The following is a 20,434-nucleotide window of genomic DNA, read 5'->3' as shown; positions in this document are numbered from 1 at the left end:
TGGCATTGGAGCGGACGGTACATGGCGTGAGTCGATGTACCTCTTTTATTGACCACTCGCTCCGTGGCTACCAGTTGTCTCGATAATCGAAGGAGACCTGATAGATGTAGGTAGTCCAATCAATTGAATGCTGAAAATAAGGTTGGAGAATGTTTATCCATTCTTGGGGGACATTAAATCCTCCGTTATTTATGTTGTTTTCGAGCGGAATCCCTAGGGCTTCAATGACAGTGCCGTCCTCACCGAAGTCTTTTGAATACTCTTCTCCTTCGTAGGATTCGGTTTGCTTGCTAAACCATTCAAGTCTTAGTTTGAGTCCCATTTGATCCTCACAGATATTTTTTGATATTACGGTTTTTTTTGGGGCCGTCTGTCTGCTCGCCAGTGATATGGTCGAATGCCCCTAAATGGCTTCCATCACTTGAGCGATAGGCTTCCAATTCGCCATGTGAAGAATCCCATTCATAAATTGTTCTACCCTTAGCATCAAGCCAGCGTTGCCGTAGGCCTCCACCTCCCTGCACGGGTGTCTTTTTTACGCCTTTTCTCAAGCCGGGAAAGCCGGTAATTTCGTGTGTTTTCGGGGCTGGATGATAGTCGTGGCCGGTCTCGGCCAAGCCCTTTCGAGGAACACTCAAAACCACATAAACCGGCCGAACCCCCGAATCCGCCGGAAACACCAGAATGAAATCCCTGTACTCCGGCGGATAGATCGGGTCGACGATGATGCTGTCGGCCACTGGCGTCGGTGGATAGATCCAGATGTGAGGTGCCTGTGGCGCCGCTTCCAGGGTAGGAATGCCGAGGGTGTCGGACGGGTTGGTGGCCGGGGTCCAGATCAGTTCGATGCCATCACCCAGGTCGGCGATGAATTGATCGGCTCGCGGGGTGAACTGGACAACGTCGACCATTTCCCAATCGCGGTTCTGACCAGTGTAGAAACCGTAACCCTTCAGACTCCCATCGGCCTGCTGCTCGACGCTCAAGCGCATGCGGCTGCGAGCCTGCTTAAGGTTGCGTAACTGATCTTCGCTGTAGAGCGCGCTGTCACCCAGGCTGCTGGGCCAGAGCAAGGCGACAATGCCTGTCAGCAGCGCTGCGCCAACGGTGCCGCCGGCAGCGGCTGCCGTAGAAGTTGCCGACCCGCCCAGCGCGAGCCTGCCCAGCGTAACGGGTACCGTGCCAGCGCCGATCTGCTTGAGGGGAATCGTGCCGGATGGGTCGGCGCTCCTGCCGCCGAGCCACATGAGATCGCCGTACTGCTTGACCAGATCGGCCGGGACGTAGCCGTTGGGGTTGTTGTAATCGATGATGCCGTCGGGGAGCTTGCAGCTCTTGGCAAACACGCTTCCGGTTACGGTGGGTAACGGCTTGTTAGCCACCGTGGCCCAGCGCTCTCGTTCATAGGCTGCCTGCCGGGCAAGCATGGCTTCGTACGCTTGCTGCCGGACTTCGCGCTCGGCCAGTTCGCTGGCGGTCATGTCCCGATAGGTGACGTGATGCCCATCACCACCGGGTGGGTTTCGGACCTGGGGGATGTCTTTTTTGCGTGTCGCCACGTAGTGAGTCTCGTCCAGTGAGTGCGGGACAGACGCTAACGCGGGAAGAGAGGGGCGCGATGTAGGCGGTTTCTTGAAGTGGTTGTTCCGGTTTCCTCAATGCAGGTAGGGCCGACTTCCATTTGCGAAAAACCCATCAGCTAAGACAAACTCCCCGTCTTCCCAGACTCGATAAGGACGCGAGCATTGAAGTTTGAAACCGGACAGTTTTCCAGCAGCCATGGAGTTATCTTCAGCGTATCGCGCTTCACCCTGTCAGCCGATGAACGGGGTAGCCTCAGGGAGCTGCATTTTGGTGAAGCTAAAGCCGCCCACTATGAAGTGAGCAACCGGGTGGTAGAGCTCTACGACAAAATGCTTGCCAAGGATTTACCCTGCCAAATGATGGTCGGGATCTCCAAACCCTTGACCCGGCAGCAGGGGGATTTACTCAACGCCCAACGAATGAGTATCGCCAACCTCACCAGCGGTGTTTTCGCCGCAGCGGCAGGCAAGTTCATGCCCGCCGCGGTCATCCCTGTGGGATGGGCCGTCCGCGAGTTCACGCTAGGCAAATTGCCGACCTATCACGCCGGTGATGTCATCGTCAGCCTGGATGCGCAGGTCAGCGGTGGCATCGGTCCGCAACACTCCGGATCCTCCATGATCATCAATACTCAGGGCGGCTAGGACGATGAACGAATATGGCCTATACGCCCTGGCGTACGCAGTGTTCCTGTTGTTGTTTTTCTATATGAAATCCTACGGCCTCAGGAAATGGCTAGGCATTGCCCTGGTCGCTCTGGGGTTTGCGAGTATTTTTGCGCTGCCGTCTTTCATCTCCGGTTTTGACCTGGGTATCGTCTCGACCAGTGCAATTGGCATTGGAGCGGCACTGTTTTTTAGCCGGGCACGGTATAGGGTGTGAGCACAACCCGACCAAACCTGGCACTGCCATCCCGCGGCGTAATCGCCAGCAACTGATCAAGGCGAATCTCCAGGCGACCGTCCGCAGTTTCCACGTCGAAAAACTCCTCCCGCGTGGGGGCGGTGCGCGTGGTGATCGCGCGGGCGGTCAGGCGTTGGCCGTCAGTCAGTTCGATGTCCAGCGTGTAGCCGTACAGGCAGGCAATCTCCAGGTAATCATGCAGGTCGCAGTTCAACGGTTGATAGGTCTTCATCTCAAGTGACCCTCAATGGAGCGAGCGGACAGGTCAGGGCGCCACCTGTCCGTCGCAAGATTAGAACTCTGAATCAGAGCAGTTGTTTCAACATAGTCTGCAGTTGCTGGTTACGCGCCTCATCCAGTGGGAAAACCGGCAGACGCGGATCGCCAACCTCCAAGCCGAGGGTGCGCAAACCGGCCTTGATGGTGGCGGGCAAACCGCCCTTGAGGATGAAGTCCAGCAACGGCAATTGACGATAGAACAACGTCCGGGCCTGGCTCAGGTCGTTGGCCAGGACGGCGGCGTACAGGTCGAGGTTGAGCTGCGGGATCAGGTTCGGCGCGGCGGTGCACCAACCCTTGGCCCCGGCGGCGAAGGCTTCCAACGCCAAAGGGTTGCAACCGTTGTAGAACGGCACCTGGCCTTCGCCCAGCAATTGCAGCTTGTGCATGCGCTGAATGTCGCCGGTGCTTTCCTTGACCATGGTGACGTTATCCACCGCGTTGAAAATCCGCAGGATCAGCTCCACCGACATGTCGATGCCGCTGGTGGCGGGGTTGTTGTAGAGCATGATAGGCAGGTCGATGCTGGCGCCGATGGTTTGGTAGTGCGCGAGGATTTCCGCCTCGCTCAGTTTCCAATAAGAGGCCGGCAACACCATCACCACATCGGCGCCCTTCGCCTGGGCAAAGCGTGCGCGGCGTACCGCCTTGGCGGTGGTCAGGTCAGACACGCTGACCACGGTCGGCACCCGGCCGGCGACGCGAGCGATGCTGAACTCGCTGACCTGGTCCCACTCGGCGTCGCTCAGGTAGGCGCCTTCGCCGGTGCTGCCCAGGGGCGCGATGGCATGCACGCCGCTGTCGATCAGACGGTCGATGGACCGGCCCAGTGCGTCCAGGTCCAAGCCCTGGCCGTCGGTGGAGAAGGGCGTGATGGTGTAGCCGATGATGCCGTGGATGTTGGGGGTAGACATGGCTTCGCTCCTGGTGGGTTCAGTTCAGGCAATCGGCGTGTTGACGCAGGGTCTGCCGGGCGTAGTAGTTGAAGGCGGCCGCGTGGCGCTTGGGGCGGGCGATCCAGTCGTGGGCTTCGCGGCCCAGATGAGGCAGGATCGGTTTCACCTCGCCGGCGGCCATGGCCAGCAATTGCAGCTTCGCGGCGCGTTCGATCAGTTGGGCGATGTTGCAGGCTTCTTCCACGGTGGCACCGGTGGACAACTGGCCGTGGTGGGAAAGCAGAATGGCGCGCTTGTCACCCAAGACTCCGGCGATCAATTCGCCTTCCTCGTTACCCACCGGCACACCCGGCCAGCCCTCCAGGAAGGCGCAGTCGTCGTACAGCGGGCAGAGGTCCATGTGGGAAATCTGCAGCGGCACTTCCAGCATCGACAGCGCGGCGATGTGGGTCGGATGGGTGTGAATGATGCAATTCACATCCGCCCGGGCGCGGTAGACCCAGGTGTGAAAGCGATTGGCCGGGTTGGGCATGCCATGGCCCTCCAGCACCTCGAGGTCTTCATTGACCAGCAACAGGTTGCCAGCGGTGATTTCATCGAAGCCCAGGCCCAATTGCTGGGTGTAATAGGTGCCCGGTTGCGGCCCGCGCGCGGTAATCTGCCCCGCCAGCCCTGAGTCGTGGCCGTTCTCGAACAGGATGCGGCAGGTCAGGGCCAGCTTTTGTCGTACAGTCCACGTATTATCCGGCAGTGTTTTCTGCATCTGGTTAACAGCATGCTGGACCAACTGGTCCTTGGGCGTCGCCAGTGTCTTGCTCATCTCCGTTCTCCTGATTCGTTCTTTGACCGTTCTTGATCCGCGTCATGGAAGCTGTGAAAGGAAGGTGCTAATGACACTAAATAGACTATATGACACAAAGTGTCATTTGCAATCGCAGATTGTCCGTTTCTCTGGAAATGTTGGTTACCTATGTCCATTCGCTTGAAATTGCTCAGGAAAAAACTCGGCATGACACTGGACGTCCTGGCCGAAAAAACCGGGATGACCAAGAGCTACCTGTCCAAGGTGGAACGGGGCTTGAGCACGCCCTCCATCGCCACAGCGCTCAAGCTCGCCAAGGCCCTGAGCGTGAAAGTCGAGGAGCTGTTCTCCGAAGAAACCGTCTCCCTCGACAGCTACAGCCTGGTGCGCAGCGAAGACCGCCAATCCCTCGCGGCGAGCAACGGCAGCTCCGAATACGCGGTATTGGCCCATCAAGTGTCCGAGCGCAGCCTGCTGCCCTTCATCCTTTACCCGGCCGCCGAATTCACCGCCCATCACGCGTTCAAGGAACACACCGGAGAGGAGTTCCTGTTCGTGCACGAGGGGCAGGTGGAAGTGGACTTCATGAACGAGCGCGTGCTGCTGAACCGCGGGGACGCCCTGCATTTCAATGCGCAGAAACCCCATCGCCTGCGTTCGGTGGGGGATGTCCAGGCGCAGTTGTTGGTGGTGGTGCACAGCGATGAGTCGTCGGAGAAGGGCGAGGGCGCCTAGCGGCTCCACTCACAACGCAATTCAGGAAGCAAACCACCGTGGCGAGGGAGCTTGCTCCCGCTGGGCTGCGCAGCAGCCCCCTCCTATAAGCGCCTCGCCACAGATCTTCCGACGACCTCAACTGAACGGCATCGGACATCTGCTCGGCCCAGTCGAATGGCATCTGTCAGTAAAGACCGACAGACGCCAACGACGAAGGCCCGCCAAGCCACAGCGCCTTGCGCCTTTGCCTACAACTACGCCAGAATCCGCCGGCTTGTGCGCCTGGGGTTGCGTCGGTAGTTTTGGGCCTGTCACTGATGGTCAGTGATCGGGTTTAGCAGCTCGCCGAGTTAAGTCGCACAACGCGTCATCAGACAGGAATCCCCATTCCTGCACTTGATGGTGGCTGTGCGCAGGGCGTCCTCGGACGCGCCGATTTCTTAACTCGTCGGTCTGCTAACCTGCGTACAGCTGCCTCCCAATTCGTTTAGCAGCGAACGGGTCGTGGCCTCAACCAGAGAGTTAAGACCATGGTCAAAGTTACACCGAATCCTCCAGTTACAGATTCAGACGAACCCACATCCCGTGCCCAGTCTGCCCGCAACAAAAAGCTCGACGACGCTGCCACCCGTGCGTTGGATTACTACTTGAAGCCCAAGCCTAAGAGCGAAACGTCTGACAAGTCGGACTCCATTTTTCGGATTGATCCGGAGGTTGATTCTGAGTGTTTGCTTGCGAATCTCAGTGAGAATCTGGCTTCGGCTAATGCCATGATCAATGATTTGGCGTTTGATTTGGATGGTTCGAGGCGGCGGGTTGCGTTGGGGATTTTGCAGGTGATTGAGGTGAGTGAGCTGTTGGCGAATCGGGCTTTGGATATTGTTGAGGTGAGGTAACGCAGCAGTATTACGTGCTGCCTTGATTGGAAAAAGGTCTTGCCCAGCAAGGCCTTTTTTTGTGCCCGAGAGGCTTAGCGCCCCAGCAAACCCGAGGCCCCAAGAGGTCTGAATTCTCCATGCATACGAGCGTTCCCTGCAAGCTGAGGTATGAAAAATTTTCGCAGGGCAGCAGTGGCGTTTTGCTGCTATACCTGACTCGGACAAATTCGGCGTGGTGCAAACAGGAGTTTAGGATGAAAATTCTTGCAGGGTTGGTCGCGGGGTTGATATTAGCCATTCTTGTTTCGACAGTTGTCGCCATTGCCGGGGCGGCATCACCGAGCGCTGGTGGAGGGGCTGGCGCGATTGTTTTCTTCGTGACATGGATTCTTGCACTCGCAATAGCTGTCTCCGCTCCCTCTGCTGGCAAGGCATGGCGTCGACTTTTGGTCACCTCGGGCATCGCTGCATTCATGCTCCCCTTGGCTGGTATTGTTTTTACCGGTAGCCATATAGCCACCAATATTAGTGGCGCTCATTCAGGGGCGGAAACCGCAGGAGCCGCGATTGGCGGCACCTTGGTGAGTGGCTTTTTGGGATTCGTTGGCTTCTTCTTGGGGGTGATCTGTCTCATCATCGGTTTGATGGTCGGTCGGGATAAACGAGTGATTTACATTCAGCCGCCACCAAACTCTTAAGAGATGAAAGAGTGCTGGTTTGATTGATCCATATACTGCGGCTAATATCGATTCCGCCGTGAGTGCGAGGGATTTTCCCCTGTAAATAAATCTGTCCCTTTTTTTGTCCTTTTTTTAGTACTCACTACCCTGCACTTGTCTGTGGCTGTATGTATGCCGTCCTGAAAAATGAAGTAGTTATATTTGTTGATAAATGTGCGCTCTTATTTTCGTGACTCATTCGTCTGCAATCATGCCTATACTCCGAAGAAGCATTATTCCGAGGAGGTTCGTTTTTCGATAGCTCACAGCAGGATTTCCGGTGAATTTGTCGTACTCCGGTGTTCCATCACGGTTCTTTCTGATATGTTCGGTGATGAGTCCAAGTCGAACTAAATGGTCCTTGTAGCTTTCACGAAGCGCATTGGCATCGAGGTCTTCCTGGCTTGAGCCTATGGTCGTAGCGTTGTACTTAAACACTTCGGAGTGAAGCTTGCGGAACTTTTTGTCACCTTCCATAGTGGGCTCATTAAAGAAGCGAAGCCAGAGTACTTCAACGTCGTTGAGTTCGCCAAGAATACGCATTAAATGCTTCGATTCGGCATGTTCTATGGAGTTCGAGTTAAGACTATTTGCTACTAGGGACGCGAGATATTGACGGCGTGCTTCACTGGTAGCTCGCGAAGCTTGCCGTAAGGACTCTTCAAGCAGGTCGGTAAATTCCTCATTTTCAAGCTCCGAGCGTACCTGCGTTACCTCTAACTGCTCAATTCTTTCTTGCAACTTGAATGCGAAGTCCGCTATGCGGTCAATTCTTTGGTTCGGAATGATCGAGCCAGCGACTTCTGCAAGAAGGGAACCAGCAAAGGGCACAGCTCCTAGGGCCGCCTTCGTAGCGGAGGTGACATAGTCGATTGCCTGTGTCTTGATCTCATTTGGTAATTTTTCGCCTGACATTTTTACTCCGAGTGCTCGAAAGGAATGGATTTGTTTTTCCTGGCTGATCGAAAGTAGCTCTGTTCCTTTTTTACAGGATGTGCGTAAGTAATTGTTGGCTCAGTGAAAGTCGCTGCCGTACTGGAAGAAAACAAATTTTTTGATAGTCAAAATGGGACAGATTTATTTATGTGGCGAAAATAAATCTGTCTCGTTTCTGTTTTCTCTTCTTTATTTGGCGCAAGTTTCGGTTTTAATGCATATAAAGGCGGTTAAGTTGTAGCGCCTAGCTAAACATGCTAGTCAATTTTCGGCTTTCATGCATGAATATATTAAATCCATATTTCGAATGTGCGCCAGGTACAAGGTGAAGCAGTTCCGATCCGGCAGTATGAGCCATCTGCCTTGAGGATTTTTTTCCTTTGCGGCGACTATTATTTTTTCGATACTCCTCTGCAAGCTTAGAGAAGAAGATCATATCAATGGCACTCCCGTCGATCCAGTCTACTTCCTCCTTGTAGCCAGCAACCCAATCTAAATTAGTGCCAGCATCTTCAAGAAGGAATTTTGCTAAAGACTGATTTCCCATCAAACATGTTCCTAGATAAAGTCCCTTTACTTGTTTTGTATTGTTGTGAGTTGTGAGCATATTTCTCAGTTCAGTACGCGTGATCATGTGACCGCTTGCTCCGCCAATAGAGCTGTCGCTTCCATGAGTGGCGAGATATACCACTTGGGTTTGACTATCTCGGCAGCGCATTTTTAGACCTGATGATAAAGATTGCTTTTCACTGAACATATCATAATAGAAGGCTGATGGATTGTCGTAATGTATCCCAGCTAGAGCTTCGAATAATGGCCTGACACTGTGATTGCCATCGCTCCACCACCTTGATTCTATAACCGAAAATATACACTTTGCCATAACTGCTCCTTAGTAGAACTTTTAACAGTCTGATGTTGTTTTAGGTTGTTGAAAATCTGATAACGAAAAATTATGGTCGTCGATGGTGTCCAGCCTGATACTGTCAAGCTACTACCTTGCCACTATCTACGTCTATAGGAAGATCAACGCCCCAGCGTAGATTGGGGGCGGCTGTGATTTACCTCATCGTGTCTCCACTTTATGACCATTGCCATTTTTCGGTGGAGACGAGCCTGCGTTGAGGGGCACTCTGTTAAGGATGGACATCGTCCAAGCTTGCTGACGGATCCTCTGACATAACGCTAGAAAGGCCATTGCGTAGAAAAAATAGAAAAAGGAGAGATATATTTCCTTTAGCTGTCTTGTCTCGCCATCGCCGCGCTCCAGTGTTAGCCGAGTACCTCGTTTGGCGTGAGAAACGGATGCTCAAGTTTCAAGCCTTATAGCCAACTTTGCATGAGCCCACCATATTTTGGCGAGCGCTTGGAATAAGCATCCCCATTGAGGAAAGGCGGAAAAATGGAACAATTTACTTCTTTGACTAAAAATAAATCTGTCCCTTTTTCCCGGTGGCGGCCAGCTCTGGGCAGACGGTGTTGAGGCGACGGTCCAGGGTGGCTTCGTCGCGGGTTGCCGGCCACATAGCGGAATCAAAGCCCTGCTGGGCCAGATAGCTGACCAGGGACGAGAGCGACTTGTGCAGGCGGGTCAGGGCATTCGTGGCGAGCCGGGAATTGAGGCAGTAGCCGCGAATGAAGGTGCGTAGGTTCATGGGGTTTATAGGGGGCTGGCGATAAGGGGCGGGCTAGCGAAGTGGGCATTATCGAGGCGCGGATTGGCCGGGGACTTTGCTGCAGCGGATGGGAGATTTGCGGGAAGGGATGGAACGGAAAGATTTTTATGCCGGGTCTGTCAGACGTTGGACGGCCAGGCTCATGAGCCGACGTCGTCTTGCGCCATTGCCTACAACTACGCCAGAATCCGCCGGCTTGTGCGCCTTGGGCTGCGTCGGTAGTTTGGGTTCGGTCACTGCTCATCAGTGATCGGGTTTAGTCGCCCGTTTTACCTAAGGCGTAACACGTCCCTGTCGGACAGGCTTTGCTGTTCCTGTATTGATGGTGGCTGTACGCAGGGCGCCCTCGGGCGCGCCGGGATTCTTAGGTTCACCGGTCGACTAACCTGCGTACAGCTGCCGCCCTCTCGTTTAGTCGCGAGGTGGTTTCAGCATCACTTACAGGAACCTAAGTAGATGGCGAAAGTTACTCCGAATCCTCCCGTCACCGACGAACACGAATCCCGCGTTCAGTCCGCCCGCAACAAGAAAATCGACGACGCTGCCACGCGAGCGTTGGATTACTACCTGAAGCCTAAGCCTAAGAGCGAAACGTCTGATAAGTCCGACTCCATTTTTCGCATAGATCCTGATGTTGATTCTGAGTGTTTGCTTGCGAATCTCAGTGAGAACCTGGCTTCGGCGAATGCGATGATCAGCGATTTGGCGTTTGATCTGGATGGTTCGCGACGGCGTGTTGCGTTGGGGATTTTGCAGGTGATTGAGCTGAGTGAGCTATTGGCGAATCGGGCGTTGGATATTGTTGAGGTGAGGTAGGTTGGGCATGTGGATCGTTGATCCACGAAGCATAAAAGGGTCTTGCTGAGCAAGACCTTTTTAAATAAATCCATCCCCTTTACCAGTCCCCTTTACCAAAAATCCTCCTCTATTTATTTAGCCTGTATTCGGACCGATACGGCACTATCTCCATACAGCAATCGACACGTTGATTGGAACTTGGGACTCATCTGGCCACTCTTTTTTAATAAGCGGTAGGAAGCCTGTGTAGTGCTTGTTTCGTGGGAGGTCTGGATTGTCGGCATCAATATAGTTAATCCTTAAGTGTAAATTGGCTCCACTTTGACATTTGTAGGCATAATGCATTTGACGGTATGCACAACCCCCATTTGCCCTGGTGCCGCGGAGTCGTACCATGTATCGTTGAGTACTTCCCTCGGCCGTTACGAATGCTTCTAGGCGAGTGTATTCCCCATTAGGGGAAACTATCGGTGTAGTAGGGCCGTTATCTTGTGATTGAGCCACTACATAGGGCGCCAATCCTTCGGGCACGCTCAAGCGCAACTCAGCCACTCGACTTCCGACTAGCATCAATCGCAGCCCCGAGGGTTCGACATTGCTATTAACAATCCTGGCGGTGTTTTCGCGCCAAACTCTCGCTGTGTCACCTTTAGTTGCGCTGCCCATTACAATGCCGAAAAAATTAGTATAGTGAGGGTTGGAATACACGCCTTGGTATTCATTTCCACAGAGGATGGAATAGAAATCATCCATTAGGGGGCGGGTACCTTTATAGCCTTGGGCGTAGTCATTTGTCTCGCCGCAATGCTTTGCTCCAGCATTATGCGCCACCTCATGTCTGAGTACGGTACTGTCGTCCAGCACCGCGTTAAGGCTTGTAAGGCCAGGGGTAAAAGCTATCCCATACTCATATCTGCTCCAAAAACTACCTCCCTTGCCTGTGAATACTACATTCAGGTCGGTCTTCAAGAGTGACTTGTAGGGAGCGAGAAAGTTCTGCCAGCTGGTTATGCCAGTCTGGGATACGGATGTGTTGTTATGGAAAACAGTGATTGCTGCGAGTCTTAAGGCAATCTCGTTGTTGCCCGTTTTTCTCAATGCTGTGTTCACCGTTTCTACCTGCCCTAAGGCAAACGCAATCGGGTCGGAAACCTTGTTATAAATAGCATTGCCGTAGGCAACCAGAACATCTGCATAGGACAGCGCTTTCGGCGTATTGCCTTCAGTTAGCGCGGATGAAACATTTGATGTTCGAGAGTCCGTTACGTCCCCTTTTACGGTATCCGGCGCCATCGGGTCGTGTGGCGTATCTGCTGTGAATTTGCTTTTGCCGTTTGGGTCAATCTCCAACAATCCACGCTTATTTGGCTCGTCAACAAATGCTGTGACGGATCCATTAGGGGAGCGAACCAATACCATAGAGCCCACCTCTTCCTTTGCATCGTTACGCAAATAACCGCTTTCCACCGTATAACCTTGTTGGGTGCGGAGGGCCGAACGCTCGAAATGTGCCCCTCCTATCGCGGAAGTATAGAGCTTGGGGTCGGTCGGCATATTTTCCTCATCAACCAATATATTTCGCACAACCTTTTCATCTGGTCCAAGAGTCGCCAGTGGAGTTGCCCAACTTGCAGGGGTAAATAGAGAAATATAAAGAGCAGTGAATGCCAGTTTATGCTTCATTGCATTTTCCCTTACTTTATTTAGTGGTAAGATATGGTGAGATGCAGCAGCACCACAACTACTTCGAATCAACAAAGTCCAGTTGGAGGAGTCAGGGCCTAAGAATATTTTTCAGAGCTACACCCCTTTAGGTTTAACTGTCCGTTCTTGAACTTGATGAGAGTTTCGTCTTCGTGTCTTGAAGTGGCTACTGTCAAAGTTGACAGTGTCGACGAGCGGTTGTTGGTTTTAGAGTCGTGTTTATCAAGCGTCTGAGGCGGGCACGAGACGCCGCTGTTCATTAAATATCGTTCCAATAGTTCTTAAACTTTTTAGCAAAGCATTGAGCAGGTCCATCGTTTGTACGGCTCTTAATTCTGCAGCCAAACGATTCAACTTTTGCCACAGCCGAAGTAATCCGTCCCTTTTCCCCTTAATCCGGAATCGATAGCCACGTCGGACCACCCAACCACAGCTATCCACCCCCGCCCAAACTAGCCACACCCCCAATTCACGTTTACCATCCCACCACCTCGTATTACCGCGGCTGCTGAACCCGGTACTCACGAGGAAACAACCATGGAAAGAACCCGTAGCTGGAGACGCGCGCAATCCCGCAAGCACAATGGGCGCGAGGCGATTAGCCCGCAGGACTTCAAGCCAGAAAAGAACTGGAAGCTGATGTACACCCGTGCGGACAAGCTGCACCGGGCGCGTCAGCTCGGTATGAGCTATCCCATCCGCACCACCCGCCAACTGTTGGATCAAGAGTGACTAATCTCCTGTTCGTTTGCAGTCGTAACCAATGGCGCAGCCCTACCGGGGAGGCGAACTGGCGGCGATGTCCTGGTTTCAGCACTCGTTCGGCGGGCACCAGCCCGAACGCACGCAAGCCTATCGGCCCAGCGGATATCCGTTGGGCCGATGTCATATTTGTGATGGAGCGCAAGCACGAGCATCGTCTACGGGCAGAGTACGCTCGGCTGCTTGAGCACAAGCAGCTGCATGTACTGGATATTCCCGATGACTATCGCTTCATGGATCCTGAGCTGGTGGACATGCTTGAGCGAGCGGTGACGTCATACCTGTGTATTTGAGCAATCAGGGCAATCTTCACGAGCCGCTCCCTCTCCTCAATCGCTAGGCGAATGGTCACCGGTAGAAGGTTGATCCTGCCGTGCTATCCCCGTTTAAGCATCTTGGATACGCGTGTCGCAGCGAACCAACGATCCCGGCGGCGATCCAGAAGAGCCATTCCAGATTGCTCACGGCCCGCCGTTTCCCCTCATGGGTTTCGGTTAGCCAATTGCCAATCGCTGCGATGATGTCGTCCATGATTACCTGCATAGGGGCGTGTTTTGTTTGTAAGTCTGCAACGCGGAGCGTCGCGGGATGCGTTACCACGCGGAGCGTGGGAACGAGCGCTGCGGGTTATAGAATGTCTTTCACATAACCGTTAAGCGCGATGAGCGGAGCGTAAAGATCATCCATATTCTGCACTGCGTTGAAATCCGCAGCCAAACGATGCAGCTCTCGGCCCAGCACTGTATCCACCCCGCCAATCGCCCCCAACGCTAAACCCAGGCATCGACCGATTTCGCCCTGAATCCCAACCAAATCCCCCCGCCGCACCAACAACCCAAAAACCTCCCGATCACACCCGCCCATCAACGGATCATCCCGCAAAATCGGACTATGCCCCTCCGTCTCATAAGCCAGCTTCAGCGAGTAAAGAGCGACCGTTTCCAGTAGCAATTCCATGGGGTGAAATCCTTTGTCAGCGGGTGAGGAGGGGCGGTGGGTCAACTGGGCGTTGCAAGGCGGAGCATCGGTGGGGGCTGTGACATTTTTTGTGAGCGCTTTGCGCTCAAGCGGGAGCAAGCTCCCTCGCCACGGGTTTCTTAATGGCCACAGATTCTTCCTTGCCACAGGTTTGGTGGTTGGGGCCGCTTCGCGACCCAGCGGGGATAAATCCCCTCGCCACAAATGGATCGGGTGACTTTCCTGCAGACGAAAAAAAAGACCTTGAATTTCAAGGTCTTTCTTTAAGATGGTGCCCCGAGGGAGACTCGAACTCCCACTCCTTTCGAAAACGGATTTTGAATCCGCCGCGTCTACCAATTCCGCCATCAGGGCTCAATGGCGGCGAAGTATAGAGAGGTGCCTACCGTTGGTCAATCACGTTTCATGGTGAATTTTTGATATTTCCGCTAGACTTTCCGGCCCTGCTAGACGAACCCCATCATGCGTGTTGCTGACTTTACCTTCGAACTCCCGGATTCGCTGATCGCTCGCCACCCTCTGGCCGAGCGTCGCGCCAGTCGACTGTTGACCCTGGACGGGGTCAGCGGTGCCATGGCTCACCGTCAATTCACTGATTTGCTTGAGCATTTGCGCCCGGGCGATTTGATGGTGTTCAACAATACCCGGGTGATTCCGGCGCGGTTGTTTGGCCAGAAGGCCTCCGGTGGCAAGCTGGAGATTCTGGTGGAGCGGGTGCTGGACAGTCATCGTGTGCTGGCCCATGTGCGTTCCAGCAAGTCGCCCAAGCCCGGTTCGTCGATTTTGATCGACGGTGGCGGCGAGGCGGTGATGGTGGCGCGGCATGATGCGTTGTTCGAGCTTGAGTTTGCCGAGGAGGTGTTGCCGCTGCTCGACCGTGTCGGGCACATGCCGTTGCCTCCTTATATAGACCGCCCGGACGAAGGTTCGGACCGCGAGCGTTATCAGACCGTGTACGCCGAGCGCCTGGGGGCGGTGGCGGCGCCGACGGCGGGGCTGCATTTCGATCAGCCGTTGCTGGAGGCGATTGCCGCCAAGGGCGTGGAGACCGCATTCGTGACGCTGCACGTTGGCGCTGGCACGTTCCAGCCGGTGCGAGTCGAGCGTATCGAAGACCACCACATGCACAACGAATGGCTCGAAGTGAGCCAGGAAGTGGTCGAAGCCGTGGCGGCCTGTCGCGCTCGCGGTGGGCGGGTGGTGGCGGTGGGGACCACCAGTGTGCGGTCCCTGGAAAGCGCTGCTCGCGATGGCGTGCTCAAGCCATTCAGTGGCGACACCGATATCTTTATCTACCCGGGCCGGCCGTTCCATGTGGTCGATGCCCTGGTCACCAACTTTCATTTGCCCGAATCCACGCTGTTGATGCTGGTTTCGGCGTTCGCCGGTTATCCCGAAGCCATGGCCGCCTACAAGGCCGCCGTCGAGCATGGATACCGCTTTTTCAGCTACGGTGATGCGATGTTCATCACCCGTAACCCCGCGCCACGCGGACCCGAGGAAACAGTATGAGTCGCACCTGTCGCATGTCCTTCGAGTTGCTCGCCACCGATGGCAAGGCTCGTCGCGGTCGTCTGACCTTCCCCCGCGGTACCGTGGAAACCCCGGCGTTCATGCCGGTGGGCACCTATGGCACGGTCAAGGGCATGCTGCCGCGTGACATCGAGGCCATTGGCGCGGAAATCATCCTGGGCAATACCTTCCACCTGTGGCTGCGCCCGGGCATGGAAGTGATCAAGGCCCACGGCGACCTGCACGATTTCATGCAGTGGAAAGGCCCGATCCTGACCGACTCCGGCGGCTTCCAGGTGTTCAGCCTGGGCGCGATGCGCAAGATCAAGGAGGAGGGCGTGACCTTCGCCTCGCCGGTGGACGGTTCCAAGGTGTTCATGGGCCCGGAAGAGTCGATGCAGGTGCAGCGCGACCTGGGCTCGGACATCGTGATGATCTTCGACGAATGCACGCCGTACCCGGCCGATGAAGACGTGGCGCGGGTGTCCATGGAACTGTCGTTGCGCTGGGCCCAGCGTTCGAAGAATGCCCATGGCGAAAACACCGCGGCGTTGTTCGGTATCGTCCAGGGCGGCATGCACCGCGACCTGCGCATGCGCTCGCTGGAAGGCCTGGACAAGATCGGCTTCGACGGCCTGGCGATTGGCGGCCTGTCGGTGGGTGAGCCCAAGCACGAGATGATCAAGGTGCTCGATTACCTGCCGGGCGAAATGCCCGCTGACAAACCTCGTTACCTTATGGGCGTTGGCAAACCGGAAGATCTGGTTGAGGGTGTGCGCCGCGGGGTGGACATGTTCGATTGCGTGATGCCAACCCGTAATGCCCGCAATGGGCATCTGTTCATCGACACGGGCGTGCTGAAGATCCGTAACGCGTTCCATCGCCATGATGATTCGCCGCTGGATCCGACGTGTGATTGCTACACCTGCCAGAACTTCTCCCGCGCTTATCTGCATCATTTGGACAAGTGCGGCGAAATGCTCGGCAGTATGCTCAATACCATCCACAATTTGCGCCATTATCAGGTGCTTATGGCTGGTTTGCGCGAGGCTATCCAACAGGGTACATTGGCCGCCTTTGTCGAGGCCTTCTATGCCAAGCGCGGGTTGCCTGTTCCGCCTTTGGACTGAGTTTTCCGATCCCTAGATTCAATACTTGCAACTGGAGTGCTAAATGAGCTTTTTTATCTCTAACGCCATGGCTGATGCCGCTGCACCTGCTGCTGCCGGCCCTATGGGTGGCGGTTTCGAGTGGATTTTCCTGGTCGGCTTCCTGGTCATCTTCTACCTGATGATCTGGCGTCCACAGGCCAAGCGCGCCAAAGAGCAGAAGAACCTGCTCAGCAGCTTGCAGAAGGGCGATGAAGTGGTCACCACCGGCGGCATCGCGGGCAAGATCACCAAAGTGGCTGATGACTTCGTGGTACTGGAAGTGTCCGACACTGTTGAAATGAAGTTCCAGAAGGGCGCCATCGCGGCCACGCTGCCAAAAGGCACGCTGAAAGCGATCTAAGTAACAACTTCTATTCAATCGACGGGGCGCGCAAGGCGCCCCGCGTCATAAGCGGGCGGCGTGATGCTGAACAAATACCCTCTGTGGAAATATTTACTGATCCTGGCGGTGCTGGCGGTCGGTCTGATTTATTCCGCTCCCAATCTCTACCCGGATGACCCGGCCATTCAGGTCAGTGGCGCAAGCACTGCGCTGCAGGTCACCCAGGCCGATCTGGACCGTGCGAGCGCTGCGCTCAAGGCGGCCAATATCGAGGTCAAGGCTGCGTCCATCGCCGAAAACGGCAAGGGCGGCCTGTTGCGCCTGGTCAAGGCAGAAGACCAACTGCCAGCCAAGGACGTGGTGCGCAAGGCGTTGGGTGACGATTACGTCGTGGCCCTGAACCTGGCCCAGACCACCCCGCAATGGCTGCGCAAGCTCGGCGCGCACCCGATGAAGCTGGGCCTGGACTTGTCCGGTGGTGTGCACTTCCTGCTGGAAGTGGACATGGAAAAAGCCCTCGACGCGCGGATGAAAGTCTACGAAGGCGACGTCAAGAGCTTGCTGCGTAAAGAGCGCGTGCGTTATCGCAGCCTGCCGCAACTCGACGGTGCCATTCAGCTGGGCTTCAGCGATGAAGATACCCGCGAGCAGGCCCGTGCGCTGATCCGCAAGAACTTCAACGATTTCGACATTGTGCCGGCCGACCTCAATGGTCAGGCGGTGCTGCGTCTGGCGATGACCCCGGCCAAGCTGGCGGAAATCCGCGAATACTCCATCAAGCAGAACTTGACCACGGTGCGTAACCGCGTCAACGAGCTGGGTGTGGCCGAGCCGATCGTGCAGCGCCAGGGCGCCAACCGCATCGTGGTTGAGCTGCCGGGCGTGCAGGACACCGCCGAAGCCAAGCGTATCCTCGGCAAGACCGCCAACCTGGAATTCCGCCTGGCCGCTGAGCCGGGTGCTTCCAAGGCCACTTCCGAGAGCTTCGAGTTCCGTGAGGGCGGTCGTCCGGCGGCGCAGATCGAGCGTGGCCTGATCATCACCGGTGACCAGGTGACCGACGCCCAGGCGGGCTTCGACGAGCAGGGTCGTCCGCAGGTGAACATTCGCCTCGACGGCCACGGCGGCGAACTGATGAGCCGCGCCACGCGCAGCAACGTCGGTCGCAGCATGGCGGTGATCTTCATCGAGCAGAAGCCGACCACCACTTACACCAAGCAAGTGGTCAATGGCGTCGAGAAAGACGTACCGGTCCAGACCTTCAAGGAAGAGAAAAAGATCATCAGCCTGGCGACCATCCAGTCGCCACTGGGCAGCCAGTTCCGCATCACCGGCCTCAACGGCCAGGGTGAATCCTCGGAACTGGCCCTGCTGCTGCGTGCCGGTGGCCTGGCCGCGCCGATGTACTTCGCTGAAGAACGCACCATCGGCCCGAGCCTGGGTGCCGACAACATCACCAAGGGTATCGATGCATCCCTGTGGGGCATGCTGTTCGTGTCGCTGTTCATCATCGCCATCTACCGCTTCTTCGGCATCATCGCCACCGTCGCGCTGGCGGTGAACATGGTGATGCTGCTGGCCCTGATGTCGCTGCTGGGGGCTACGCTGACCCTGCCGGGTATCGCCGGTATCGTCTTGACCATGGGTATGGCGGTGGACGCCAACGTGCTGATCTTCTCGCGGATACGTGAAGAGATTGCTGCGGGCATGTCGATTCAACGTGCAATCAACGAAGGCTTCGGCCGGGCATTCACCGCGATCCTCGACGCCAACCTGACCACGTTGCTGGTGGGCGGGATTCTCTTCGCCATGGGCACCGGCCCGGTCAAGGGCTTCGCAGTGACCATGTCCCTCGGGATCTTTACCTCGATGTTCACGGCCATCATGGTGACCCGCGCAATGGTCAACCTGATCTTTGGCGGTCGTGACTTCAAGAAGTTGTGGATTTAAGGGGCTGCCATGTTACGTACAATCAACTTCATGGGCGTTCGCAACGTTGCGTTCGGCGTCACATTGTTCCTCACTGTACTGGCGTTGTTCAGCTGGGCCACCAAGGGTCTGAACTACGGCCTGGACTTCACCGGCGGTACGCTCATCGAGCTGACCTACGAGCGTCCGGCCGATGTCACCAAGGTGCGCGAGCAACTGGCGACGTCGGGCTACAGCGATGCCATCGTGCAGAGCTTCGGTGCGACGACGGACCTGTTGGTGCGTATGCCGGGTGAAGACCCGCAACTGGGTCACCAGGTGGCCGAGGCCTTGCAGAAGGCCGGCGGCGATAACCCGGCCCAGGTCAAGCGCGTCGAGTTCGTCGGCCCGCAAGTGGGTGAAGAGCTGCGCGACCAGGGCGGCCTCGGCATGCTGATGGCGCTGGGCGGCATCCTGATCTACCTGGCCTTCCGCTTTCAGTGGAAGTTCGCGGTGGGTGCGATTGTCTCGCTGATCCACGACGTGATCGTGACCGTGGGCATCCTGTCGTTCTTCCAGATCACCTTCGACCTGACGGTGTTGGCGGCGGTGCTGGCGATCATTGGTTACTCGCTCAACGACACCATCGTGGTGTTCGACCGGGTGCGTGAGAACTTCCGTGTGCTGCGCAAGGCGTCGTTGATCGAGAACATCAACATCTCGACCACCCAGACGCTGCTGCGGACCATGGCGACGTCGATCTCCACCTTGCTGGCGATCGCGGCGCTGCTGATCTTTGGTGGCGACAACCTGTTCGGTTTCTCCATCGCGCTGTTCATCGGCGTGCTGGCGGGTACCTACTCGTCGATCTACATCGCTAACGTGGTGCTGATCTGGCTGAACCTGAGCACCGAGGACCTGATTCCTCCAGCGGCCACCGAAACGGAAGTGGACGACCGCCCATAAGGCTCGTCGCTCCGCCCGTCACGGCTGAAAAGGCGCGAGTTGAACTCGCGCCTTTTTTTGTGCTCCAAGGCTGGGAGAAGCGCGGATTAATCCGCTTGTGATGGTCAGGAGGTTCAAGTGAACAAATCGATGCTGGTTGGTGCGGTATTGGGTGCTGTCGGTGTAACAGCCGGTGGTGCGGTCGCCACCTACAGCTTGGTAAAAAGTGGCCCTGAGTATGCGCAAGTATTGGCCGTGGAGCCGGTCAAGACCCAAATCAAGACCCCGCGTGAAGTGTGCAAGGACGTCACCGTGACTCGGCAGAAGCCAGTCCAGGACCAGCACCAGATCGCCGGCACCGTGTTGGGCGCCGTAGCCGGTGGCTTGCTGGGTAACCAGATCGGCGGCGGCACCGGCAAGAAAATCGCCACCGTGGCGGGTGCGGCCGGTGGTGGTTATGCCGGTAACAAGATTCAGGAAGGCATGCAGGAACGCGACACCTACACCACCACCCAGACTCGCTGCAACACGGTCAATGACATCAGCGACAAGGTTGTAGGCTACGATGTTCGCTACATGCTCGACGGCAAAGAAGGCAAAGTCCGCATGGACCGCGACCCGGGCAACCAGATCCCGGTGAGCAAAGAAGGCCAACTGATCCTGGGGCAGAACGAACCCGCCCAGTGATCCAGTCGCTATGAAAAAGCACCCTTCGGGGTGCTTTTTTTTCGCCCGCATTTTAAGCCCCACCCCAAATCCCCTGTGGGAGATTGCTCGCGATAGCGGTGGGTCAGCTTCCATCAATGTTCAGGGTGTCATCCATTGTGGCGAGGGAGCTTGCTCCCGCTCGGTTGCGCAGCGACCGCAAGATCTTGGGTCTGCTGCGCAGCCCAGCGGGAGCAAGCTCCCTCGCCACGGGGTATTCATCTGGGCTGAGTGGTGT

25 protein-coding genes and 1 tRNA gene are annotated in these 20,434 nt (G+C 56.0%); 14 read left to right on the top strand and 12 right to left on the bottom strand.

The genetic code is table 11. The features are described 5' to 3' along the window. Positions 1 to 67 precede the first annotated feature (67 nt). Both BLT00_RS13500 and BLT00_RS13495 read right to left on the bottom strand, forming a co-directional pair. Complete coding sequence (locus BLT00_RS13500; protein WP_092143782.1) at positions 68 to 322, bottom strand: colicin E3-like toxin immunity protein; 255 nt, start codon at positions 320 to 322, stop codon at positions 68 to 70. 7 nt (positions 323 to 329) lie between these two features. Continuing rightward, on the bottom strand, positions 330 to 1,559 hold the full coding sequence (locus BLT00_RS13495) for a colicin E3/pyocin S6 family cytotoxin (RefSeq protein ID WP_092143785.1): 1,230 nt from the start codon (positions 1,557 to 1,559) through the stop codon (positions 330 to 332). Between the two features lie 186 nt (positions 1,560 to 1,745). Here BLT00_RS13495 and BLT00_RS13490 point away from each other — a divergent pair, with 186 nt between their 5' ends. Continuing rightward, positions 1,746 to 2,228 (top strand): hypothetical protein, encoded by a 483-nt coding sequence (locus BLT00_RS13490; protein WP_092143788.1) that lies wholly within the window; start codon positions 1,746 to 1,748, stop codon positions 2,226 to 2,228. A gap of 4 nt (positions 2,229 to 2,232) precedes the next feature. Next, positions 2,233 to 2,466, top strand: coding sequence for a hypothetical protein (locus tag BLT00_RS13485; RefSeq protein WP_092143793.1), 234 nt, complete (start codon positions 2,233 to 2,235; stop codon positions 2,464 to 2,466). On the opposite strand, the gene BLT00_RS13480 is transcribed toward BLT00_RS13485, so the two are convergent. From BLT00_RS13480 to BLT00_RS13470, 3 genes are all read right to left on the bottom strand, one after another. Next, positions 2,441 to 2,719, bottom strand: a complete 279-nt coding sequence (locus tag BLT00_RS13480; protein ID WP_092143796.1) for a Rho-binding antiterminator — start codon at positions 2,717 to 2,719, stop codon at positions 2,441 to 2,443. The genes BLT00_RS13485 and BLT00_RS13480 overlap by 26 nt on opposite strands. 73 nt (positions 2,720 to 2,792) lie before the next feature. Beyond that, the gene (locus tag BLT00_RS13475) at positions 2,793 to 3,680 is read right to left on the bottom strand and encodes a dihydrodipicolinate synthase family protein (protein WP_092143799.1); all 888 of its coding nucleotides are present in this window, start codon (positions 3,678 to 3,680) and stop codon (positions 2,793 to 2,795) included. 19 nt (positions 3,681 to 3,699) lie between these two features. Then, a complete protein-coding gene (locus BLT00_RS13470; RefSeq protein ID WP_092143802.1) occupies positions 3,700 to 4,482 on the bottom strand; it encodes an aldolase in 783 nt (260 codons plus the stop codon). Positions 4,483 to 4,632: 150 nt separating this feature from the next. Between BLT00_RS13470 and BLT00_RS13465 the strand changes: the two genes are divergently transcribed. From BLT00_RS13465 to BLT00_RS13455, 3 genes are all read left to right on the top strand, one after another. Beyond that, positions 4,633 to 5,199, top strand: coding sequence for a helix-turn-helix domain-containing protein (locus BLT00_RS13465; protein WP_092143805.1), 567 nt, complete (start codon positions 4,633 to 4,635; stop codon positions 5,197 to 5,199). Between the two features lie 512 nt (positions 5,200 to 5,711). After that, positions 5,712 to 6,077: a DUF6124 family protein gene (locus BLT00_RS13460; protein WP_092143808.1), complete on the top strand. Its 366-nt coding sequence runs from the start codon at positions 5,712 to 5,714 to the stop codon at positions 6,075 to 6,077. 236 nt (positions 6,078 to 6,313) lie between these two features. After that, positions 6,314 to 6,757 (top strand): hypothetical protein, encoded by a 444-nt coding sequence (locus tag BLT00_RS13455; RefSeq protein ID WP_092143811.1) that lies wholly within the window; start codon positions 6,314 to 6,316, stop codon positions 6,755 to 6,757. Between the two features lie 216 nt (positions 6,758 to 6,973). On the opposite strand, the gene BLT00_RS13450 is transcribed toward BLT00_RS13455, so the two are convergent. From BLT00_RS13450 to BLT00_RS13440, 3 genes are all read right to left on the bottom strand, one after another. Next, positions 6,974 to 7,693 carry an Abi-alpha family protein gene (locus BLT00_RS13450; RefSeq protein WP_092143814.1) on the bottom strand — a complete coding sequence of 240 codons (720 nt, stop codon included), beginning with the start codon at positions 7,691 to 7,693 and terminating at the stop codon, positions 6,974 to 6,976. A 265-nt stretch (positions 7,694 to 7,958) separates the two neighbouring features. Then, complete coding sequence (locus tag BLT00_RS31100) at positions 7,959 to 8,597, bottom strand: hypothetical protein (protein ID WP_139199605.1); 639 nt, start codon at positions 8,595 to 8,597, stop codon at positions 7,959 to 7,961. A 541-nt stretch (positions 8,598 to 9,138) separates the two neighbouring features. Continuing rightward, positions 9,139 to 9,369, bottom strand: a complete 231-nt coding sequence (locus BLT00_RS13440; RefSeq protein ID WP_092143817.1) for a hypothetical protein — start codon at positions 9,367 to 9,369, stop codon at positions 9,139 to 9,141. A gap of 477 nt (positions 9,370 to 9,846) precedes the next feature. Between BLT00_RS13440 and BLT00_RS13435 the strand changes: the two genes are divergently transcribed. After that, complete coding sequence (locus BLT00_RS13435) at positions 9,847 to 10,206, top strand: DUF6124 family protein (protein ID WP_092143822.1); 360 nt, start codon at positions 9,847 to 9,849, stop codon at positions 10,204 to 10,206. A 144-nt stretch (positions 10,207 to 10,350) separates the two neighbouring features. Here BLT00_RS13435 and BLT00_RS31095 read toward each other — a convergent pair whose 3' ends face one another. Next, a complete protein-coding gene (locus tag BLT00_RS31095) occupies positions 10,351 to 11,871 on the bottom strand; it encodes a hypothetical protein (protein WP_139199606.1) in 1,521 nt (506 codons plus the stop codon). A gap of 558 nt (positions 11,872 to 12,429) precedes the next feature. Here BLT00_RS31095 and BLT00_RS13430 point away from each other — a divergent pair. Then, entirely contained in the window at positions 12,430 to 12,624 is a 195-nt protein-coding gene (locus BLT00_RS13430; RefSeq protein ID WP_092143825.1) for a hypothetical protein, read from the top strand. Next, positions 12,621 to 12,947, top strand: coding sequence for a low molecular weight protein tyrosine phosphatase family protein (locus BLT00_RS13425; protein WP_092143828.1), 327 nt, complete (start codon positions 12,621 to 12,623; stop codon positions 12,945 to 12,947). The genes BLT00_RS13430 and BLT00_RS13425 overlap by 4 nt, the downstream gene beginning before the upstream one ends. A gap of 55 nt (positions 12,948 to 13,002) precedes the next feature. Here the strand turns inward: BLT00_RS13425 and BLT00_RS13420 are convergent, their stop codons facing one another. The 3 genes from BLT00_RS13420 to BLT00_RS13410 all read right to left on the bottom strand — a co-directional run bounded on the left by BLT00_RS13420 (position 13,003) and on the right by BLT00_RS13410 (position 13,986). Then, positions 13,003 to 13,185, bottom strand: coding sequence for a hypothetical protein (locus BLT00_RS13420; RefSeq protein WP_139199607.1), 183 nt, complete (start codon positions 13,183 to 13,185; stop codon positions 13,003 to 13,005). A 96-nt stretch (positions 13,186 to 13,281) separates the two neighbouring features. Next, entirely contained in the window at positions 13,282 to 13,611 is a 330-nt protein-coding gene (locus BLT00_RS13415) for a hypothetical protein (RefSeq protein ID WP_092143834.1), read from the bottom strand. A 290-nt stretch (positions 13,612 to 13,901) separates the two neighbouring features. Next, positions 13,902 to 13,986: transfer RNA gene (locus BLT00_RS13410), tRNA-Leu, on the bottom strand. Between the two features lie 108 nt (positions 13,987 to 14,094). Between BLT00_RS13410 and queA the strand changes: the two genes are divergently transcribed. The 6 genes from queA to BLT00_RS13380 all read left to right on the top strand — a co-directional run bounded on the left by queA (position 14,095) and on the right by BLT00_RS13380 (position 20,178). Further along, the gene (gene queA / locus BLT00_RS13405; RefSeq protein WP_092143837.1) at positions 14,095 to 15,144 is read left to right on the top strand and encodes a tRNA preQ1(34) S-adenosylmethionine ribosyltransferase-isomerase QueA; all 1,050 of its coding nucleotides are present in this window, start codon (positions 14,095 to 14,097) and stop codon (positions 15,142 to 15,144) included. Positions 15,145 to 15,158: 14 nt separating this feature from the next. Then, positions 15,159 to 16,274 (top strand): tRNA guanosine(34) transglycosylase Tgt, encoded by a 1,116-nt coding sequence (gene tgt, locus BLT00_RS13400; RefSeq protein WP_161951757.1) that lies wholly within the window; start codon positions 15,159 to 15,161, stop codon positions 16,272 to 16,274. Positions 16,275 to 16,317: 43 nt separating this feature from the next. Continuing rightward, complete coding sequence (gene yajC / locus BLT00_RS13395; RefSeq protein ID WP_007916913.1) at positions 16,318 to 16,656, top strand: preprotein translocase subunit YajC; 339 nt, start codon at positions 16,318 to 16,320, stop codon at positions 16,654 to 16,656. 63 nt (positions 16,657 to 16,719) lie between these two features. Continuing rightward, entirely contained in the window at positions 16,720 to 18,588 is a 1,869-nt protein-coding gene (secD, locus tag BLT00_RS13390) for a protein translocase subunit SecD (protein ID WP_092143840.1), read from the top strand. Between the two features lie 9 nt (positions 18,589 to 18,597). Then, positions 18,598 to 19,512 (top strand): protein translocase subunit SecF, encoded by a 915-nt coding sequence (gene secF / locus BLT00_RS13385; protein ID WP_092143843.1) that lies wholly within the window; start codon positions 18,598 to 18,600, stop codon positions 19,510 to 19,512. A gap of 117 nt (positions 19,513 to 19,629) precedes the next feature. Next, positions 19,630 to 20,178 carry a glycine zipper 2TM domain-containing protein gene (locus tag BLT00_RS13380; protein WP_014336691.1) on the top strand — a complete coding sequence of 183 codons (549 nt, stop codon included), beginning with the start codon at positions 19,630 to 19,632 and terminating at the stop codon, positions 20,176 to 20,178. Positions 20,179 to 20,434: the final 256 nt, after the last annotated feature.

The organism is Pseudomonas sp. NFACC51 (assembly GCF_900103575.1).
GTDB lineage: Bacteria > Pseudomonadota > Gammaproteobacteria > Pseudomonadales > Pseudomonadaceae > Aquipseudomonas > Aquipseudomonas fluorescens_Q.
The sequence above is the reverse complement of the archived record's forward strand: the minus strand, read 5'-3'. Positions and strand labels throughout refer to the sequence as shown.